This is a genomic window from uncultured Dokdonia sp. (genome assembly GCF_937910895.1).
Lineage (GTDB): Bacteria > Bacteroidota > Bacteroidia > Flavobacteriales > Flavobacteriaceae > Dokdonia.
Genome location: NZ_CALEMI010000070.1, coordinates 1 through 19130 on the forward strand (window position 1 = coordinate 1; position 19130 = coordinate 19130).

The 19130-nt window shown below is 35.2% G+C and carries 15 protein-coding genes and 2 pseudogenes; 13 read left to right on the forward strand and 4 right to left on the reverse strand.

Going from position 1 to position 19130, the window contains the following annotated elements:
- The 11 genes and pseudogenes from Q0505_RS08775 to cysD all read left to right on the forward strand — a co-directional run.
- Nucleotides 1-580: pseudogene (locus tag Q0505_RS08775) on the forward strand (hypothetical protein); the annotation flags it as partial.
- A gap of 10 nt (nt 581-590) precedes the next feature.
- A complete protein-coding gene (locus tag Q0505_RS08780) occupies nt 591-2480 on the forward strand; it encodes a DUF3857 domain-containing protein (protein ID WP_299211566.1) in 1890 nt (629 codons plus the stop codon).
- Entirely contained in the window at nt 2477-4492 is a 2016-nt protein-coding gene (locus Q0505_RS08785) for a DUF3857 domain-containing protein (RefSeq protein ID WP_299211569.1), read from the forward strand. The genes Q0505_RS08780 and Q0505_RS08785 overlap by 4 nt, the downstream gene beginning before the upstream one ends.
- Entirely contained in the window at nt 4489-4815 is a 327-nt protein-coding gene (locus Q0505_RS08790) for a nucleotide pyrophosphohydrolase (RefSeq protein WP_299211572.1), read from the forward strand. The genes Q0505_RS08785 and Q0505_RS08790 overlap by 4 nt, the downstream gene beginning before the upstream one ends.
- 9 nt (nt 4816-4824) lie before the next feature.
- Nucleotides 4825-6078, forward strand: coding sequence for a 3-phosphoshikimate 1-carboxyvinyltransferase (locus Q0505_RS08795; RefSeq protein ID WP_299211575.1), 1254 nt, complete (start codon nt 4825-4827; stop codon nt 6076-6078).
- Nucleotides 6079-6199: 121 nt separating this feature from the next.
- Nucleotides 6200-7249 carry a tRNA preQ1(34) S-adenosylmethionine ribosyltransferase-isomerase QueA gene (gene queA / locus Q0505_RS08800; protein WP_299211578.1) on the forward strand — a complete coding sequence of 350 codons (1050 nt, stop codon included), beginning with the start codon at nt 6200-6202 and terminating at the stop codon, nt 7247-7249.
- A gap of 146 nt (nt 7250-7395) precedes the next feature.
- Entirely contained in the window at nt 7396-8436 is a 1041-nt protein-coding gene (gene rlmN, locus Q0505_RS08805; protein ID WP_299211581.1) for a 23S rRNA (adenine(2503)-C(2))-methyltransferase RlmN, read from the forward strand.
- Between the two features lie 44 nt (nt 8437-8480).
- Nucleotides 8481-9458 (forward strand): polyprenyl synthetase family protein, encoded by a 978-nt coding sequence (locus Q0505_RS08810; protein WP_299211584.1) that lies wholly within the window; start codon nt 8481-8483, stop codon nt 9456-9458.
- Between the two features lie 74 nt (nt 9459-9532).
- Entirely contained in the window at nt 9533-10327 is a 795-nt protein-coding gene (cysQ, locus tag Q0505_RS08815) for a 3'(2'),5'-bisphosphate nucleotidase CysQ (protein ID WP_299211587.1), read from the forward strand.
- An 81-nt stretch (nt 10328-10408) separates the two neighbouring features.
- Nucleotides 10409-11011 (forward strand): adenylyl-sulfate kinase, encoded by a 603-nt coding sequence (cysC, locus tag Q0505_RS08820; protein WP_299211590.1) that lies wholly within the window; start codon nt 10409-10411, stop codon nt 11009-11011.
- On the forward strand, nt 11004-11909 hold the full coding sequence (gene cysD, locus Q0505_RS08825; protein WP_299211593.1) for a sulfate adenylyltransferase subunit CysD: 906 nt from the start codon (nt 11004-11006) through the stop codon (nt 11907-11909). The genes cysC and cysD overlap by 8 nt, the downstream gene beginning before the upstream one ends.
- Nucleotides 11910-11948: 39 nt before the next feature.
- Here the strand turns inward: cysD and Q0505_RS08830 are convergent, their stop codons facing one another.
- The gene (locus Q0505_RS08830; protein WP_299211596.1) at nt 11949-13205 is read right to left on the reverse strand and encodes a GTP-binding protein; all 1257 of its coding nucleotides are present in this window, start codon (nt 13203-13205) and stop codon (nt 11949-11951) included.
- A gap of 131 nt (nt 13206-13336) precedes the next feature.
- The gene (locus Q0505_RS08835) at nt 13337-14143 is read right to left on the reverse strand and encodes a T9SS type A sorting domain-containing protein (RefSeq protein ID WP_299211599.1); all 807 of its coding nucleotides are present in this window, start codon (nt 14141-14143) and stop codon (nt 13337-13339) included.
- Nucleotides 14144-14274: 131 nt separating this feature from the next.
- Here Q0505_RS08835 and Q0505_RS08840 point away from each other — a divergent pair, with 131 nt between their 5' ends.
- Nucleotides 14275-14442: a hypothetical protein gene (locus Q0505_RS08840; RefSeq protein ID WP_299211603.1), complete on the forward strand. Its 168-nt coding sequence runs from the start codon at nt 14275-14277 to the stop codon at nt 14440-14442.
- 1 nt (nt 14443) lies between these two features.
- A complete protein-coding gene (locus tag Q0505_RS08845; protein WP_299211606.1) occupies nt 14444-16981 on the forward strand; it encodes an alkaline phosphatase family protein in 2538 nt (845 codons plus the stop codon).
- Between the two features lie 79 nt (nt 16982-17060).
- Here Q0505_RS08845 and accD read toward each other — a convergent pair whose 3' ends face one another.
- Nucleotides 17061-17918 carry an acetyl-CoA carboxylase, carboxyltransferase subunit beta gene (gene accD, locus Q0505_RS08850; protein WP_299211609.1) on the reverse strand — a complete coding sequence of 286 codons (858 nt, stop codon included), beginning with the start codon at nt 17916-17918 and terminating at the stop codon, nt 17061-17063.
- A 68-nt stretch (nt 17919-17986) separates the two neighbouring features.
- Nucleotides 17987-19054, reverse strand: a pseudogene (fbaA, locus tag Q0505_RS08855) (class II fructose-bisphosphate aldolase).
- Between the last annotated feature and the right edge of the window lie 76 nt (nt 19055-19130).

Sequence of the window (19130 nt, forward strand, 5' to 3'; positions counted from 1 at the left end):
GAGGGCATTAATTTATCAAGGAATTTTAATTACAACAAATATTGAAAAAAAACTTGAATTAATGAATGCTTTAAAAAATTCTTTCAAAAATGATGGTATGGAAAAAGCATTCGATATGGAATTAAGATTATTTTTAAGTGAAATTAATAAGGATGATATACCTTCAAATTATACTAGATTTTACGAAAATTATATTGAAACAGATAATGTAAAATTAACTAATATTAAAATAAATAATAAAGTTTTGCACCAATCAAAATTGATTAATTATTTTAAAGCAGAAAATAGAACATATCCTATAGATTATATTTACCCTTGGTCAGATAAGTACAATGTATCTATAAAAATTCCAGATGGCTATACCGTGGAGTCATTGCCAGAACCATTATCTATTAATCTTTCTAACGATATGGGGTCTTTTAGATTTGGCGTTTCTCAAAATGCGGGAAAGATCATCATAACGTGTCAAAACGCTATTAAAACCCCAGTTATTGGCGCAGAGTTTTATAAAGACCTACAACAATATTATAAAATGATTTTAGAAAAAGAATCAGAAAAAATAGTACTTGTGAAATCATAAACTTGCTTGTATGTTAAACGTTATCAAGTACTGTCTTAGAGCGTGCCTTTATGGAATTATTTTCTTTCAATGTACCTGCTTTTTCGGGCAAAAAAAAATAACGTTTGAAAATGTAGAGATAGAAGATTTTAACGAGGACTATAAAAACGAATTTCCATCGGCAAATGCTATTATATTATATAGATATGTTGAAGATGATATAGGAAATTACATTATCGTTCACGAGCGTATTAAAGTGATTAATGAAAATGGCTATGAAGTAGCAAATGTCAATATTCCCTATGGAAATGTAATCAAAATCGAAGGGGCTACTTACAATCTGGTAGATGGAAAAGTAAAGAGAACTGAGCTTAGTAGATTTTTACAAGGAAGTGGTGATCGTAAAATCAAAATCGCGGATACACGAAAATTTACAATGCCAAAAGTCCAAGTAGGCAGTATTATTGAGTATAGATATAAAGCTACTAGAGGAACCAATCGGGATATTGCTATGCAATATAATATCCCTATTAAGCAACTTAATATTACATTAAGTAATGCTACAGGTTATAATTTTAAATTCTTACAAAATCCAAGGGCTATTTTAGACGTAGACATTCAAAGCTACTCTAATACAACCGTCATTGTTGCAAACAACATAGAACCCCTTGAAGAGGAGCCATACGTTTCTGATATGGAAATGTACAGATCCAAAATCGAGATTAAAAATATAGGAGTGATGCGCAGACAATCGCTAAGGTCTTTTGATGATTTGGTTGAAATCCTCCTCGATACAGATGACTTTACTCGGGGTTATCTGCCTAGAAATGTGTATAAAGATGATTTGCAAAACATAGTAGGGGGAGAAAAAGATTCTTACAAAATAGCTGAGCTTATTTATGATTATGTAAAAGAAAATTTCAAATGGAATGATTATTACGGTATTTTTCCAGATAGCGAATCATCTAGAGTAGCATTTCATAAAAAAAGCGGAGATATCGCCGATATCAATTTAATATATGTATCCATGCTTAGAAGTTTTGGTATTGAAGCATACCCAATACTAGCTTCTACAACATGGAACGGCTTGCCAATGACTGCTAGCTGGGAGTCGTTTAATTATATACTTGCAGGTGTTACGATTAATGGTGAACAATATATTTTTGATGTAGCTCACAATAAGTCCAATTTTAAAATGATCCCAGAGGAAGTATTAAATTGGAAAGGGTTAATGATAAAAGATGATAAAACATATTCGTGGGTGAGCCTAACCAATAGATCTATATCAAAAATCAATAGGATCATTAATATTTCATTGAAAGATTCTTTAGTAATTAGTGGAAGTGTCAAAGAGCAAATATCTGGTTATTATGCAATGAATTTTGAAGAATATTACAAAGAAAATAATAGGGAAAGTGTCGATAATATAAAAGAAGTAATGGAGTATGATAAGGATGGCTTTATAATATCAAATTTTAAACTTCAAAAATTAGATAGTATTAATGACAAAGTATTTTGGGATTATGACTTTGAGAATATTGATGGGCTAGAAGAGATAAATGATAAAATTTATTTTTCACCACTATTCTTTCTAGCACTTAGTGAATCTCCATTTATTAAAGAAGAAAGAAGATATCCTATAAGCTTCGGATTCCCTAAACAAGTAAAAAATATAATCACAATCAAACTTCCTGAAGGATACAAAGTAGCATCATTGCCTACTGCGGTCAAAATAAATTTACCTGGGCAAATAGGTACTTTCACATTTAACTTAAATGAATCTGGAAATTCTATTAAATTAACAACAGATTTTATGGTTGGAGAAGGCGAAATCTCATCTGATAAATATCCAGAAATTAAAGAATTTTTCAAATTAAGAGTAGATAAAGAAAATCAAAAAATAGTACTTGTGAAATCATGATAAAAAAACACATAATAGGTACCGTATTTCTGTTATTAACAAGTATTGTAACTGCTCAAGAATTTAAAGTTGGAAAACTCAAAAAAGAACATTTTGTAATCCCTTTAAATGCAGAACAAAAAGCCGCTCCTGCTGTTTTTCTAAATAAGTATAGAAGAACACATTTTGAGTACCGCGATGAGTTAGACGGATGGGTTTTGTTTACAACAGTTCATGAAGTCATCTTGATAAATAGTATTTCAGGGTTTCAGTATGCAACAAAAAAAATACGATTGTTTAAACACGGTAGAGAAGAAGAAAATATAAAAAAGTTGGATGCCTACACCTATAATCTAGCAAACGGGAAAGTAGAGAAAACTAAAACGGGCAAAGAAAGTATTATAAAAAATAACATTAATCAAAATATTGATGAGATTTCAATAGCTATGCCTGCAGTAAAACAAGGGTCTATTGTAGAGTATCAATATGTTATTGAATCTACCTATCTTGAAATAGATGATGTTATTTTTCAAGAAAGTATTCCAGTTAAAAACGCTTTCGCGAAAATTGAAGTCCCACAATTTTTTGACTATAATAAGTTCGTTAAAGGATATATGGATATAGAAACAAAAGAATACGTAGAAAGTCGTAATGAGAATTTTAGCGTAGAACAAAAGAACCCTTTTGGAGGACGTACTAGCAGAACTCTTACAAACAATATCCAATATAAAGAAGTTGTGTCTGAGTATAGTCTCAAAAATATTTCCCCCTTAAAAGAAGAGCCTTTTGTCAATAATATGGCAAACTACCAAGTATCTATAATTTATGAATTAGCAGCAGTAGAGTTCAGAGTTGGTAGAAAAGAAAAGAGAGCAAAAACATGGGAAGAAGTCGCAAACTATTTGAATAATGATGCCCGCGTCAAAGGACAAATTGATAGGACTAATTTTTTAAAAGAAGTCAGTACAGCATTAAAAGAAAAATCTGTCGAGAGACTAGAAAGAATAAACCTTGCATACAATTTTATCCAAAATAGAATGACGTGGGATAAAAACGTAAATAAGTATAGAATGCAAGATTTAGGCAAAGCCTATAATGATCAATCTGGAACAGCTTATGAGATTAATATTTTGCTAGTTGCGCTACTGAAAAGAATGGGACTAGAGGCTGCGCCTGTGATGGTAAGTACAAAAAAACACGGAGTCCCTATATTCCCAACGGTAGATGGATTTGATTATGCAATAGCAGCAGTATATACTAATGAGGAATGGCTCTTACTAGATGCCTCGGGTAAAAATTTATACCCTGGCTTGTTACCAGAACGTGTGATGAATTGGGAAGGAAGATTATTAAAGGATGATGGTAAATCTATTGCGATACCACTATTCTCAAAAGAATATTCAGACAATACATCTATGATGATTGTAACCATAGACAACAAAGGAAAACTCTCTGGAAAATGCAGACAAAATTTTTCAAATAATGAAGGCCTTTATATGAGAGATATCTTTAGAGGAATATCTATAGAGAAACAAGAAGATATTTTAAAAGAAATGATACTTCAAGATAACGTCTATGACATTACTTTTGATATTCAAGAATTATCAAAGCCTGTTACTATTTCTTTTGGCTTTGAAACAACAGATTTTACGGAGGTTATAGATGATAAAATATACTTATCACCTCACTTGTTTTTGACAAAATCAGAAAATCCTTTTAAAGCCTCTGACAGAAAATTACCAATAGATTTTAGATATCCAAGAGCCGTAGAAAGCGCAATTACTTATAAAATTCCTGAAGGCTACATAATAGAGAGCATGCCTGAGCCATTGGATATTAAACTTTCTGCTGGATTAGGATCTTATAAAATTGCTTTTAAACAAGTAAATACACAGAGCATACAAGTTTCTACTTCTTTTAGAAGTAACAGTACCTTAGTAAAAGCAGATGCGTATAATGAAATTAAAAATTTCTACGCACAAATTGTTGCCAAAGAAAAAGAAAAGGTAGTTTTGAAAAAAAGTGAATCATGAATATCTCAAATGCACAACAATCCGTAGATAATTGGATTAAAAACCACGGAGTTCGCTATTTCAACGAACTCACAAATATGGCACAACTCACAGAAGAAGTAGGAGAAGTAGCACGCATTATTGCAAGACGTTATGGAGAACAGAGTGAGAAAGAAAGTGATAAGAATAAAGACCTCGGAGAAGAACTCGCAGATGTTATGTTTGTCGTACTGTGTCTCGCAAATCAAACAGGAGTTAATCTACAAGAAGCGTTTGATAAAAAACTAGATATCAAAACAAAACGTGATCACGACAGACATCACAATAACGAGAAGCTTAAATAAATAAAAACGATGCTTCTTAAAATAGAAAACACACACACACATCTCAAAGGAGATATTAAAATTACAGGCTCTAAAAGTGAGACCAATCGGTTGCTTTTGTTACAAGCCCTTTTTGAAGGACTTACTATAGAAAACCTATCTAATAGTGATGATGGGACACTCATGCAAAAAGCATTGGTCAGTACCTCAGAAACAATAGATATTCATCATGCAGGTACAGCCATGCGTTTCCTTACAGCCTATTTTGCTATTCAGAAAGGTCGTAAAACCATCCTGACAGGAAGTAAACGTATGCAAGAACGCCCTATAGGCATACTTGTAGATGCACTACGATCATTAGGCGCCCAGATTGATTATCAAAAAAACGAAGGGTATCCACCACTTAGTATCCAAGGAACGACCCTAACAAAAAGTGAGGTGACCCTCAAAGCAAATGTAAGTAGTCAATACATTTCTGCTCTAATGCTTATTGGCGCCACATTGCCTAATGGATTGACTATATTACTAGAAGGTAAAATTACCTCCGTGCCTTATATCAACATGACACTACAACTGTTGCATCAATTAGACATAAAAGCTAGTTTTAAAGAGCAATCCATAATAATACAACCGGCTCAAATAAAAGAGGTGCAGAAGATAATTACAGTAGAGTCAGATTGGAGTAGTGCATCCTATTATTATAGCATAGTCGCTATGATGCATCGATATAAAAGTGATTACCCAACACAAATCACGATGTCTAGTTATAAAAAAGACAGCCTACAAGGAGATGCTGTACTCGCAGAAATCTATACGCGATTGGGTGTTATTTCTCGATTTGAGGATACTAAACTTGTATTACAATTAGATACGCAAAAAAAACTTCCTGACCTCTTAGAGTTAGATTTGAGCAATAGTCCAGATATTGCACAAACCATTGCCGTAAGCTGTTTAGGATTGGGTATTGAATGTTTTTTGACAGGATTACATACCCTTAAAATTAAGGAAACAGATCGTTTAGAGGCACTTAATACAGAAATCACAAAACTAGGCGGCACGATTGAAGTCACAGATAAAACACTGCATCTTAAAAAAAGAAATACTCCTATACATAAAAATGGTAACATAGCAACCTATCACGATCACAGGATGGCTATGGCATTTGCACCCCTTGGTCTGTGCGTTCCCGTAGCGATTGAAGATGCAGGTGTCGTCTCCAAATCATACCCTGATTTTTGGGAAGATTTAAAAACTTTAGGGTTCAAACAAGAGATAATTGGTTAATTACTTGACAACCCCTATCCCGAGATTGTATATTTGCCCTCTTGTAAAAACGATTGTGTAGTTATATACGCTTTCGCGAAAGCAAATAAAAGCCATATCTAACTAAAAACATTTCTATCGGATGAAATTATCGCATTTCAATTTTAATTTACCAGAAGAACTTCTTGCAGAACACCCAGCTGAAAATCGGGATGAATCAAAATTGATGGTTCTTAACAGAAAAGATCAGACCATAGAACACAAAATGTTTAAGGACATCATTGATTATTTTGACCCTAAGGATGTCATGGTTCTTAACAATACAAAAGTGTTTCCCGCACGTCTTTATGGAAATAAAGAAAAAACAGGAGCACGTATAGAGGTATTTTTACTAAGAGAGTTAAATCCAGAAACACGCCTTTGGGATGTGCTAGTAGACCCAGCTCGTAAGATTAGAATTGGAAATAAATTATACTTTGGAGACGACGAAAGCCTAGTAGCAGAAGTTATTGATAACACAACATCAAGAGGACGTACATTACGTTTTTTATACGACGGTTCTTACGAAGAGTTTAGAAGAAAGCTAACAGAACTAGGTGAAACACCACTTCCTAAGTACATTAAAAGAGACGTAGAGCCAGAAGATAAAGATCGTTATCAAACCATATATGCAAAAGAAGAAGGTGCCGTAGCAGCACCTACAGCAGGAATGCACTTTTCTAGACACTTGTTAAAACGTCTAGAGATAAAAGGCGTTAATTTTGCAGAGGTTACCTTACACGTAGGACTAGGAACGTTTAGCCCTGTGGAGGTAGAAGATTTATCTAAGCATAAAATGGATAGTGAAGAAGCTTATATCCTTGAGCCTGCAACCAAAATTATAAACAATGCCATTGCAGAAAAACGTAGAGTATGTGCAGTTGGTACTACAGCAATGAGAGCATTAGAAAGTGCCGTTTCCAGTGGAGGTACCTTAAATGAATTTGAAGGATGGACGAATAAATTTATTTTTCCTCCGTATGATTTTAGTATCGCAAACTGTATGATTACAAACTTTCATACACCAAAATCTACATTACTCATGATGGTATCTGCTTTTGCAGGACATGATTTTATGAAGAAAGCCTATGAAGAAGCCATAAAAGAAGGATATAAATTCTATTCTTACGGAGATGCGATGTTAATCATTTAATTTTCGCGAAGGCGGAAATCTCATTTCTGAGTATATGATCCTGATGAGGGTCTATCCTTACGATGATACATCAAAAAGGCTGCTTTAATTTTTAAGCAGCCTTTTTGATTTTCTATTAATCCTTATGAAAAGCCTAAATTTGCACTGTGACTACACAAAAAAAAGACATACGTACATTATCCAAAGAAGCACTTCGAGATTTTTTTGTTTCAGAAGGAGATAAAGCCTTTCGAGGAAATCAAGTATATGAATGGTTATGGCAAAAAGGAGCACATAACTTTGACGATATGACCAATATCTCAAAAGAGACACGTGAGCTTTTGGATACTTATTTTGTAATTAACCATATCAAGGTTGATCAGATGCAACGTAGTAGCGATGGGACTATTAAAAATGCAGTAAAATTACATGATGGACTCGTGGTAGAATCTGTATTGATCCCCACACCCAAACGAACAACCGCCTGTGTTTCTTCACAAGTAGGATGCAGTCTCAACTGTAAGTTCTGTGCAACCGCTCGTTTAAAAAGGATGCGTAACCTTAATCCCGATGAAATTGTAGACCAGGTGATGGTGATAGATCGTCAGAGTAAGCTATACCACGATAGACCTTTATCTAACATTGTGTTTATGGGCATGGGAGAGCCTCTTATGAACTATAACAATGTGCTTAAGGCAATCGATAAGATCACCTCTCCAGAGGGATTAGGAATGTCCCCTAAGCGTATTACAGTCTCTACGTCTGGAGTGCCTAAGATCATCAAAAAGATGGCAGATGAAAATGTGAAATTTAATCTGGCTGTATCCCTTCACTCCGCACTAGATGATGTGCGTACAGAGATCATGCCTTTTAATGAACAAATGCCATTAGCAGAATTGAAAGAATCATTGATCTATTGGTATGCAAAAACCAAAAAACGAATTACGTATGAGTACGTGGTTTGGGATGGGATTAATGATCGCCTAGAAGATATTCAGGCGTTACTTACTTTTTGTAAAGCAGTCCCAAGTAAAGTAAATCTGATAGAATACAACCCTATAGATGATGGACAGTTTCAGCAGGCGTCCCCAGAAGCGATAGATTTATATGTGAACACGCTGCAAGCTCACGGCGTTACGGTAACTGTAAGACGTTCCCGAGGAAAAGATATTGACGCTGCCTGTGGGCAATTAGCAAATAAACAATAAGAGCATTCTTTTATGCAACAGGCATTCCTTATCTTTGATTTTATATGAAGGTTGTCGCTCAAATCAAAGAACCTATATCGTATGAGATGGAACTTTTTGAAGAAAAGTTTGCCCTCTCCATGCGCTCAAAAGTAGCACTCCTTAATCGTATTACCCATTACATTGTAAATAGAAAAGGAAAACAAATGCGACCTATGTTCGTGTTTCTTGTGGCTAAAATGATGGGAAAAGGAGAAGTCAATGACCGTACCTATAGAGGCGCTTCCGTGATCGAATTAATCCATACCGCAAGCCTTGTCCATGATGATGTGGTAGATGATAGCAATACGCGAAGGGGTTTCTTCTCCTTAAACGCCTTGTGGAAAAATAAAATAGCCGTCCTCGTGGGGGATTTTTTCTTTTCTAAAGGGTTATTACTCTCTATAGATAATGGTGATTTTGATTTGTTGCAAATCATCTCTGTCGCCGTGAGAGAGATAAGTGAAGGCGAATTGTTACAACTAGAGAAAGCTAGAAAGCTAGATATTACAGAAGCTATTTATTACGAAATCATCCGTCAGAAAACGGCAACCTTAATCGCTGCTTGCTGTGCTTTAGGTGCATGTGCTGTGCATGCGTCTAAAGAAGATGTAGAAAAGATGCGATATTTTGGAGAATTGATAGGAATGGCGTTTCAGATTAAAGATGACTTATTTGATTACGGAGATGAAAAAATAGGCAAACCTACAGGAATTGATATCAAAGAACAAAAGATGACATTACCTCTCATCTATGTTTTAAATCAGGTGAGTGTTAAAGAGAAAAATTGGCTCATTAACAGCATAAAAAATCATAACACTGATAAAAAGCGAGTCAAAGAAGTGATCAACTTTGTAAAAGATCAAGGCGGTCTGGAATATGCCATTACCAAAATGAAACAACTCCAACAAGAAGCGCTAGATATTTTGTTGAGTTATCCTACCTCTCAATACAGAGACTCCCTAGAATTGATGGTTAATTATGTCATTGATCGAAAAAAGTAATACTATATTGGGATGCCTCTTGATGCCGCTTTCGCGAAAGCGTATGCAGTAATAACAAAACACATTAGTTAACTATGAGAACCTCTTTTTTACATACCGCCATACAAGCCGCCATAGCCGGTGGTAAAGCCATTATGGAGGTATATGCGACAGATTTTGATGTGATCATTAAAAAGGATGCCTCCCCATTAACCATCGCAGATAAGAATGCAAACGCGATCATTAATGAGTATTTAGAAACCACAGCTATTCCCATTATAAGTGAAGAAAACCGACAACTAGACTATGTCCAACGAAAAGATTGGGGTCGCTGTTGGATCGTTGATCCACTAGATGGCACCAAAGAATTTATTAAAAGAAATGGTGAGTTTACCGTCAATATTGCACTCATAGAAAAAGGAGCACCTTCTCTAGGCGTAATTTATATTCCAGTGACTAAGATGCTTTATTTTACATCTGAGGAAGCTACTAGTTCCCATAAGGTTTTGATAGATGTTACCAAAGAAACTGCTGTAGAAGAAATTATAGCAAATGCAGAGAAGATTTTTCCATCAGAAAAAAAAGATCCTATTAAAATTGTAGGAAGCCGTTCGCATCTTAATGAAGAAACAAAAAACTTTATTTCTGAAATCGAAAAAGAACACAAAGTAGACATTGTTTCCAAAGGAAGTTCTTTAAAGTTTTGTGTCATCGCTGAAGGTGGTGCGCATATCTATCCGCGTTTTGCACCTACTATGGAGTGGGATACAGCCGCCGGACATGCTATCTGCAAAGCGGTTGGCGTAGAAGTGATAGATCAAGAAACACAAAAACCACTGCGATATAATAAGGAAAATCTTCTGAATCCTTATTTTTTGGTAAGTTGTTAAGCTAAGAAGAAGTTGTTTGTGATACCTTTCTAAAAAAGTATTAGGTCCAGAATCGTATATTTAAAAAATTTTAAAACAGGCATGCAGGAAAACATCATTCCACATAATTTTAGTGTTGATCTTGAGCAACTCAAAGCCATAAAAAATCATAATGCTTTTTTAATTTGGTTTACGGGGTTATCTGGTTCTGGGAAGTCTACAATAGCAAATGCGTTGAATCAATTGTTATTAGAGAAGAAAGTACATACGTGCATATTGGATGGTGATAGTGTTAGAAAGGGATTAAATCAAGATTTGACGTTTTCTCCAGAAGATAGAAGAGAAAACATTCGGCGGATTGCAGAAGTCGCTAATCTGATGATTACGCATGCAGGTTTGGTAGTTTTGGGAGCGTTTATCTCTCCGTATGAAAGTGACAGAACTCGCATTAAAGAAATTGTAGGAGAAGATAAGTTTATAGAGGTCTATATAAGTACTACTCTTGAAGAATGTGAAAAACGAGATGTGAAAGGATTGTACAAAAAAGCAAGAGCAGGAGAGATCAAAGATTTTACAGGAATTGATGCTCCTTATGAAGTTCCTCAATATCCTTCTATAGAAATTGATGCTTCAAAACACACTGTAGAAGAAGCATCTTTGTTGGTGTTGACGTATATTGAAAGTAAACTAATTACGAATGGGTAAGTATTATTTAAACTATTTAGAGGAGTTAGAGTCTGAAGCTATTTATATTCTAAGAGAGGTAGCCGCGCAATTTGAAAACCCAGTCATTCTTTTTTCTGGAGGTAAAGATTCTATTTTGGTCACTCACTTGGCTAAAAAAGCTTTTTATCCCGCAAAAATTCCTTTTCCATTAGTACACGTAGATACGGGACATAATTTTCCAGAGGCGATTCAATTTAGAGATCATTTGGTAAAAGAATTAGGCGTACAGTTAATCGTGGGCTCTGTACAAGAATCTATTGATGCTGGTAGAGTTGCCGAAGAGAAAGGGCAACACGCCACTCGCAATGCATTACAAATAACTACCTTATTAGATACCATAGAAGCACATCATATAGACTGCGCTATAGGTGGCGGAAGACGTGATGAAGAAAAAGCCAGAGCAAAAGAACGATTCTTCTCGCATCGAGATGATTTTGGATCTTGGGATCCAAAAAATCAACGACCAGAACTATGGAATATCTTAAATGGAAAACATTTTGAAGGTGAACATTTTAGAGCTTTTCCTATAAGTAATTGGACAGAAATGGATGTGTGGAATTATATTCTGAGAGAAAACATAGCTGTGCCTTCCCTTTATTTTGCACACCAACGTGATGTGGTTTGGAGAAATGATTCTTGGATTCCTGTTTCAGAACATTTAAATAATAGAGAAGGGGAGACGGTGCATTCTAAAAAAGTGCGTTTTAGAACGCTAGGCGATATCACGATTACAGGTGGATTAGAAAGTGATGCAGATACCCTTGATAAAATTGTCGCCGAAGTAGCGATGATGAAGCAAACCGAACGCGGAAACCGTTCAGATGATAAGCGTAGTGAGTCTGCTATGGAGGATAGAAAAAAACAAGGCTATTTTTAAGCTGGGTTTACGCTTTCGCGAAAGCGTACTTAGGTAAAACTACAAGATCATACCAGCAGCTACGGTCTCATGTGTACTATCATCTACCAATACAAAACTTCCTGTAATACGATTATCTCGATACTCATCAATCATTAATGGGCGTGTTGTTCTTACTTTAATACGAGCAATATCGTTCATTCCTAAATCTTTGTTATCTTCTTCTCGCTGATAGGTATCAATGTCTATTTTATAAATAACTTCCTTAATCATTGCTTTTTGCTCATTGGATGTATGTAGAATCGTATACTTCGCTCTAGGACGAGCCGTATGTGTATGTAACCAGCAAATCATAGCATCAAATTCTTGCGTAGGTGTAGGTGTGTTATTTGCTTTTACGATCATATCTCCGCGGCTAATATCAATATCATCTTCTAGCGTGATAGATACAGACATGGGTGCGTAGGCTTCTTGTAGTGATTCATCTATCGTATCTATGCTTTTGATGGTAGATGTAAAACCAGAAGGCAATATGGTGACCTTGTCTTGAGGTCTAAAAATGCCACTAGCAACACGACCCGCATATCCTCTATAATCAAGGAACTCTTTACTTTGAGGACGTAATACCGTTTGCACAGGAAAACGAGCATCTATTTTATTAATATCACTGCTTATGTGCATATGCTCCAACGTGTGTAGTAAAGGCGCATCCTGAAACCAAGGCATATTTTCAGATCTGTTGACAACATTGTCACCATCTAAAGCACTGATCGGGATAAACCGAATATCTTTTACATATAGCTTTGATGAGAATTCTTCAAAATGAGAGCGAATATCTTCATAGACCTTTTCAGAATAATCGACCAAATCCATTTTATTTATACAAACAATAATGTGAGGGATTTGTAATAAAGAAGCTATAAATGCGTGTCTTTTAGTTTGCTCTATAATTCCGTGACGCGCATCTATGAGAATCAAGGCAACATTTGCAGTAGAGGCTCCAGTTACCATATTACGAGTATACTGAATGTGTCCAGGCGTATCTGCTATGATAAATTTGCGTTTTGGCGTTGTAAAATAACGATACGCAACATCAATAGTAATTCCTTGAGCCCTTTCATCTCTAAGTCCATCTGTAAACAAGGCGAGGTCTATATTCTCATGACCTTTGCGTTTACTTATAGACGTTACAGATTCCAATTGATCCTCAAAAATAGCTTTGGAGTCATATAAAAGTCGACCAATAAGTGTACTCTTTCCATCATCTACACTACCCGCAGTGGTAAAACGTAATAATTGATTATTGTCTATGATCATGCGTCGGAATTATGGAGTGAATATACTAAATATGACAATGATGTTATAGAAGACGTTGTAAATAATGAGGTATAAAAAAAGCGATCCGAAGATCGCTTTTTTATATGTAATGTAGAATGATGTAGAATGTATTATTTTACAAACTTGATCGCTTGTAATTTACCTTCTATAGCTACTGTTGCGATATATACACCAGTACTTAATCCGTTAAGATCAATCGTTTCAATGGTGTTAGATAGTTTTTGTGAAATCACTTCTTGACCAGAAATACTGTGAATAGTCACAGTTTCTAATGGAGTTCTAGCGTTTAAAGTAAGCACATTATCAGAAACAAACGATGAGAATCCTTCGATAGTATTGTCTTCTAAAGAAAGTGTTTGTCCAGCCATAATTGGCGCGTCTGCAACAGAGTTATATGCAAAACTTTTTATAGTATATGCAGTAGCATCTGCAGATAAATCTACACGTACCCATCCGTAATGCGTGTTTCCGTCTAGGTTAAATACTAAACCAATATAACCATCAGTTACACCTCCACAGAATTGACTATTTGAATATGCACAGCTATAAAAGTTTAAGTCACCTCTATCTCCTAAAATAAAAGGAGATGTACCATCGATAACATCACCTTCTGCTAAGTTTGATGGGTATGTAAAACCTGCACTAGAAGTTCCAATAAGTCCATTATCAGCGTTTACAGCACCATTTACTCCTGGAAATATAACAGCTCCAGCTCCACCAGCAGCATCAAAGTTTTCAGGAGAAAAGTCTGTAGTACTATTGCCATCAAGGTCAATAAGTACTGCGTCGTCTCCAGGCGCCATAGTAACGTCATCTATATCTGTAAAGACAATTTGACCGCTAGCATTTGCTACTCCTAAAATAGCAGCAGACATAGCACCGTAATTAAGTAATTTTTTTGAAGTAATTTTTTTCATAAATTAAATTGTTTATGTTCGTAATCTAATTGCTACTTTAACAGCAGTAAAAAGTTAATAATAGCTTACAAAATAAAGATAATTTTTAGAACAAGCAATGTTTCACGGCAATATATTTAAAAGAAATGTAAATGGAAAATAACCAAAAGGGTAAAAAATTGAAAATGAAATTATCTAATATCCCTATTGATAGTTCATTAGGGTTATTGGCAGTAGGAGACGTTGCGTTTACTGAATGGAGGAAGGTTAAAACAGCAAATAACGCAATAATAGACGCAAAAAGTAAAGAAGATAAGTAAAATGGGTAAGAAAAAGCTTTTATTAATAGGATGGGATGCCGCAGATTGGGAGATTATAGGTCCTTTAATTGCCAAAGGGCAGATGCCAGCTCTGAAAAAAATGATAGATCAAGGTGTTTATGGAAACATGAGTACTATGAACCCGCCGTATTCTCCTATGTTATGGACCTCTGTTGTCACTGGAAAAACTCCAGATAAACACGGAGTTTTAGGATTTGTAGAGATTATGCCAGATTTAGAAGGTGTAAGACCAGTAACTTCAAATTCTAGGAAAAGTAGAACCGTATGGAATATTTTACACAATAAAGGATATAAAAGTAATTTAGTAGGATGGTGGCCTAGTTATCCTGTAGAACCTATTAATGGCGTTGTTATTTCTGATAAATACCAGAAAGTAAGCCCAGATCCTAAAAAACAGAGTCCATTAGCAGACGATGCTATACATCCAAAAAGTGCAAGAGAAGATTTTTTAGACTTAAGAATGTTTCCTTTTGAAGTGACCAAGGAGCATATATTACCTTTTATACCCAACGCTGGTAAAATAGATCAAGATAAGGATAAAGCGCTGATTCCTTTTTCTAGAATGTTAGCACATAATGTTTCTGTTCATAATGCCGCTACAAAATTATTACGTACCTCAGAGTGGGATTTTATGTGTGTCTATTATGATCTCATAGACCATTTCTGTCATACATATATGAAGTATCATCCACCTAAATTACCTCAAGTATCTCAAGAAGATTATGATATGTACAAGGATGTCGTAGTGGGAGCGTATCGGTTTCAAGACATGATGCTTGAGCGTACTTTAGAATTAATAGATGATGATACGACTGTTATTGTCATGTCTGATCATGGATTTGAATCTGGACATAAACGTATTATAGATATGCCCAAAGTGCAGGCGGCTCCAGCACTTGAGCATAGACAATTTGGAATGTTTGTAGCTATGGGGCCTGATATCAAAAAGAACGAAAAGGTCTTTGGACTCGGTCTTATAGATATAGCACCTACTATTTTACACCACTTTGGATTACCAGTAGGTAAGGATATGGATGGCAAGGTCATGTTAGATATCTATAAAGAAATTAAAAAACCTACCTATATAGATACTTGGGAAGGCATAGAAGGCGATTTTGGAGAACTCAAAGGAGAAGAACAAGGAGCTGCCTTATCTGATCAGGAAGCAATGGAACAGCTTATTGAACTAGGGTATATAGAACGACCTGATGAAAAGAAAGAAATTGCTATTTTAAAAACCAAATGTGATTTAAAGCATAATCTAGCGAGAGTATATCTAGGTAAAAAAGATTATGAGAAATCAAAAGCCGTTTTGCTAGAGTTATTACAAGAGGATGATCCTATAGATTTAGCGCCTTTTTATATGGATTTGTTAACTATTAGCCTCAAAACAAATGAGTTTAAAGATGCCGAAAACTATCTTAATAAGATAAAAGAATCAAAAACAAAGGTTAAATATCATCTCTTTTTCCCTGAGGCAGAAATCCTTGTTGCAAACGGTAAATTATATGAAGCATTAAGGCTATTAGAAGATGCAAGTCTTAATCGTAACAATGCAGAAATATGGTTCAAAATAGGAGAAGTTAAATACAAACTTGCAAAATTTGAGGAAGCAAAAGATGCTTTTGAAAAAGCGATTAGTATAGAATCTGATAGAGCAAAATACCATCGAGCAATTGCAGAAGCCTATATTGAATTAGGCGAGTATGAGGAAGCAGTAGATTATGCGCTTACGAGTATAGAGCTTGTTAAATATTTTCCAGTAGCTCATTACGTTCTAGGAAGAGCTCTAGAAAAAATGGGAGATTTAGAAAATGCTAAAATTGCTTATGAAACCGCCGATAGATTACAACCGCGTTCCTATGACAAGGCTAGAAAAGCTATAGAAAATATTGAAGAGTATCACATGCTGGGGAGTGGAGCTAATAAAAGAGAGTATATTCATCGCGAAAATCAAATCGTCATTGTGTCAGGATTGCCACGTTCTGGAACATCACTTATGATGCAAATGCTAGCCAAAGGAGGTGTTGAAATTTTGACAGATGAAAACAGAAAAGCAGATGATTCAAATCCGAAGGGGTATTACGAATATGATCCAGTCATGTCTATTCATAAAGACAATTCATGGTTAGACAAGGCTCAAAATAAAGGCGTAAAAATAATAGCCCCTTTGTTGCAGTACTTATCGCCAAAATTTAGATATAAAATCATTTTTATGACAAGAGATCTGAATGAAGTTGTAAAATCACAACAGATTATGAGAGGAAAAGATCCAGATACATTGCCTATACATCTTTTTGATGCCTATAAAAGGCTCTTAGATAGTGTTAGAATATGGGATGATAAAGAGCCTGGTGTTGAGATGATTTATTTAAATTATAAAGATGTAGTAAATGATCCTATCAGTGCTATAGATACAGTAACTTCATTTATAGGAGTTGATCTTGATAAAGAAGCTATGGCAACCTGTGTAGATAAAAAACTATATCGAAATAGAGCCAATAAGGCCAAAGCCTAATAATAAAAAACACCAAAAAAAGGAGCTATTCATTGAGAATAGCTCCTTTTTTATGGTATTAACTATGATTAGAAAATAACTACGCTCGTACAGGGCGGTTTAAAATCAAGTCTAGGTATAAATTTATCTTATTTTTAAGCTCTTGTCTAGGTGTTATAAAGTCAAGAAAACCATGTTCTTGAAGAAATTCTGATGTTTGAAAACCTTCTGGCAATTCTTTTCCAGTAGTGTCTCTTACAACACGAGGTCCTGCAAATCCAATCAATGCCCCTGGCTCAGAAATATTAATATCGCCTAACATAGCAAAAGAAGCGGTAGTTCCCCCAGTAGTAGGATCTGTACATAGAGAAATATATGGGATACTAGCATCTGATAATTGTGCTAGTTTTACGGATGTTTTAGCAAGTTGCATAAGTGATAAAGCAGCTTCCATCATACGCGCACCTCCCGATTTTGAAATAATCATAAATGGGATGTTATTTTGAAGTGAGTAGTCTGCAGCACGTGCTATCTTTTCTCCCACAACACTCCCCATAGAACCGCCTATGAATGAAAAGTCCATACAAGCAATCACAAGATCTTCTCCTTTAGATTTTCCTACAGCAGTACGTACCGCATCTTTAAGTCCCGTCTTATCTTGTGCTTGTTTAAGCCTATCTACATATTTCTTTTTGTCCTCAAATTTTAAAGGATCTTTAGACGTAAGATCTTTATCTAATTCTTTAAATTCGTTATCATCAAAAAGAATTTCAAAATATTCCTTACTACCTATACGTACGTGGTATCCATCTTCAGGACTGATATAGAAGTTTTTTTCTAACTCTTCTGTATCTACAATTTTACCTGTAGGAGATTTGTACCAAAGACCTTTAGGAGTGTCTTTTTTTTCTTCCGTAGGAGTTTGAATTCCTTTGTCTTTTCTCTTAAACCAAGCCATATCGATGTATGTATGAGTGTATATTTATGTGATACGCTTTCGCGACCCTGCCTGCCGGCAGGAGCGTACTACAGTGTATTTACGTTATTTAAATCCTCAAATGCTTTTTTTAGTCTAGCACCCATGGTGTTTTCTGCTTTACGTAACCAAACACGAGGATCATAATATTTCTTGTTAGGAGCATCTTCTCCAGTAGGATTTCCTATTTGAGACTTAAGATAGTCAGCATTTTCATTGAAATAATCACGTATTCCTTCTGCAGTTGCATATTGAAGATCAGTGTCTATATTCATTTTAATAACCCCATAGCTAATTCCTTCTCTTATTTCTTCAACGGTAGATCCACTTCCTCCGTGAAAAACAAAATCAATATGATTATGTTCTACACCGTATTTTTTTGTAATGTGTTCCTGTGAATTTTTAAGAATTTTTGGTGTCAGCTTTACGTTACCTGGTTTATAAACTCCGTGTACATTTCCAAAAGCAGCCGCAATCGTAAATTGATCACTTACTTTAGAAAGTTCTTCATAAGCATACGCTACTTCTTCTGGTTGTGTATATAATTTTGAATCATCTACATCTGTATTGTCAACACCATCCTCTTCTCCTCCAGTAATTCCTAATTCGATTTCTAACGTCATATCCATCTTCTCCATACGCTCCAGATATTTCTTGCATATTTCGATATTTTCTTCAATAGGTTCTTCACTTAAATCAATCATATGTGAACTAAACAATGAGTGACCGTGTTCTTTATAATACGCCTCACTAGCATCTAGCATTCCGTCTATCCAAGGTAACAATTTTTTCGCACAGTGATCCGTGTGGAGAATTACCGTTGCTCCATAAAGTTTTGCAAGCTCATGTACGTGTTTTGCTCCTGCAACAGCTCCTGCAACAGCAGCTTGTTGGTTATCATTATTTAAGCCTTTTCCTGCATTAAACTGCGCTCCTCCATTACTAAATTGAATAATCACGGGCGCATTTAATGCGGCAGCAGTTTCTAGTACAGTATTAATACTATTAGATCCAATAACATTTACAGCTGGAAGTGCAAAACCTTTTTCTTTTGCATAGTTAAAAATCTTTTGCACTTGGTAACCGGTAGCAACTCACGGCTTGATAGAATGAGCCATATTTTTGATTTATGTTTAAGTTCGTAAAAATAAGAAATTATATAGTAAAATGAAGGGAAACAAAACGGAATTACGA

Bases quoted from the DNA above. Each gene is read 5' to 3' on its own strand.
- Q0505_RS08780 (WP_299211566.1), top strand. From the start codon at position 591: ATGTTAAACGTTATCAAGTACTGTCTTAGAGCGTGCCTTTATGGAATT.
- Q0505_RS08785 (WP_299211569.1), top strand. From the start codon at position 2,477: ATGATAAAAAAACACATAATAGGTACCGTATTTCTGTTATTAACAAGT.
- Q0505_RS08790 (WP_299211572.1), top strand. From the start codon at position 4,489: ATGAATATCTCAAATGCACAACAATCCGTAGATAATTGGATTAAAAAC.
- Q0505_RS08795 (WP_299211575.1), top strand. From the start codon at position 4,825: ATGCTTCTTAAAATAGAAAACACACACACACATCTCAAAGGAGATATT.
- queA (WP_299211578.1), top strand. From the start codon at position 6,200: ATGAAATTATCGCATTTCAATTTTAATTTACCAGAAGAACTTCTTGCA.
- Q0505_RS08810 (WP_299211584.1), top strand. From the start codon at position 8,481: ATGAAGGTTGTCGCTCAAATCAAAGAACCTATATCGTATGAGATGGAA.
- cysQ (WP_299211587.1), top strand. From the start codon at position 9,533: ATGAGAACCTCTTTTTTACATACCGCCATACAAGCCGCCATAGCCGGT.
- cysC (WP_299211590.1), top strand. From the start codon at position 10,409: ATGCAGGAAAACATCATTCCACATAATTTTAGTGTTGATCTTGAGCAA.
- cysD (WP_299211593.1), top strand. From the start codon at position 11,004: ATGGGTAAGTATTATTTAAACTATTTAGAGGAGTTAGAGTCTGAAGCT.
- Q0505_RS08830 (WP_299211596.1), bottom strand. From the start codon at position 13,205: ATGATCATAGACAATAATCAATTATTACGTTTTACCACTGCGGGTAGT.
- Q0505_RS08835 (WP_299211599.1), bottom strand. From the start codon at position 14,143: ATGAAAAAAATTACTTCAAAAAAATTACTTAATTACGGTGCTATGTCT.
- Q0505_RS08840 (WP_299211603.1), top strand. From the start codon at position 14,275: ATGGAAAATAACCAAAAGGGTAAAAAATTGAAAATGAAATTATCTAAT.
- Q0505_RS08845 (WP_299211606.1), top strand. From the start codon at position 14,444: ATGGGTAAGAAAAAGCTTTTATTAATAGGATGGGATGCCGCAGATTGG.
- accD (WP_299211609.1), bottom strand. From the start codon at position 17,918: ATGGCTTGGTTTAAGAGAAAAGACAAAGGAATTCAAACTCCTACGGAA.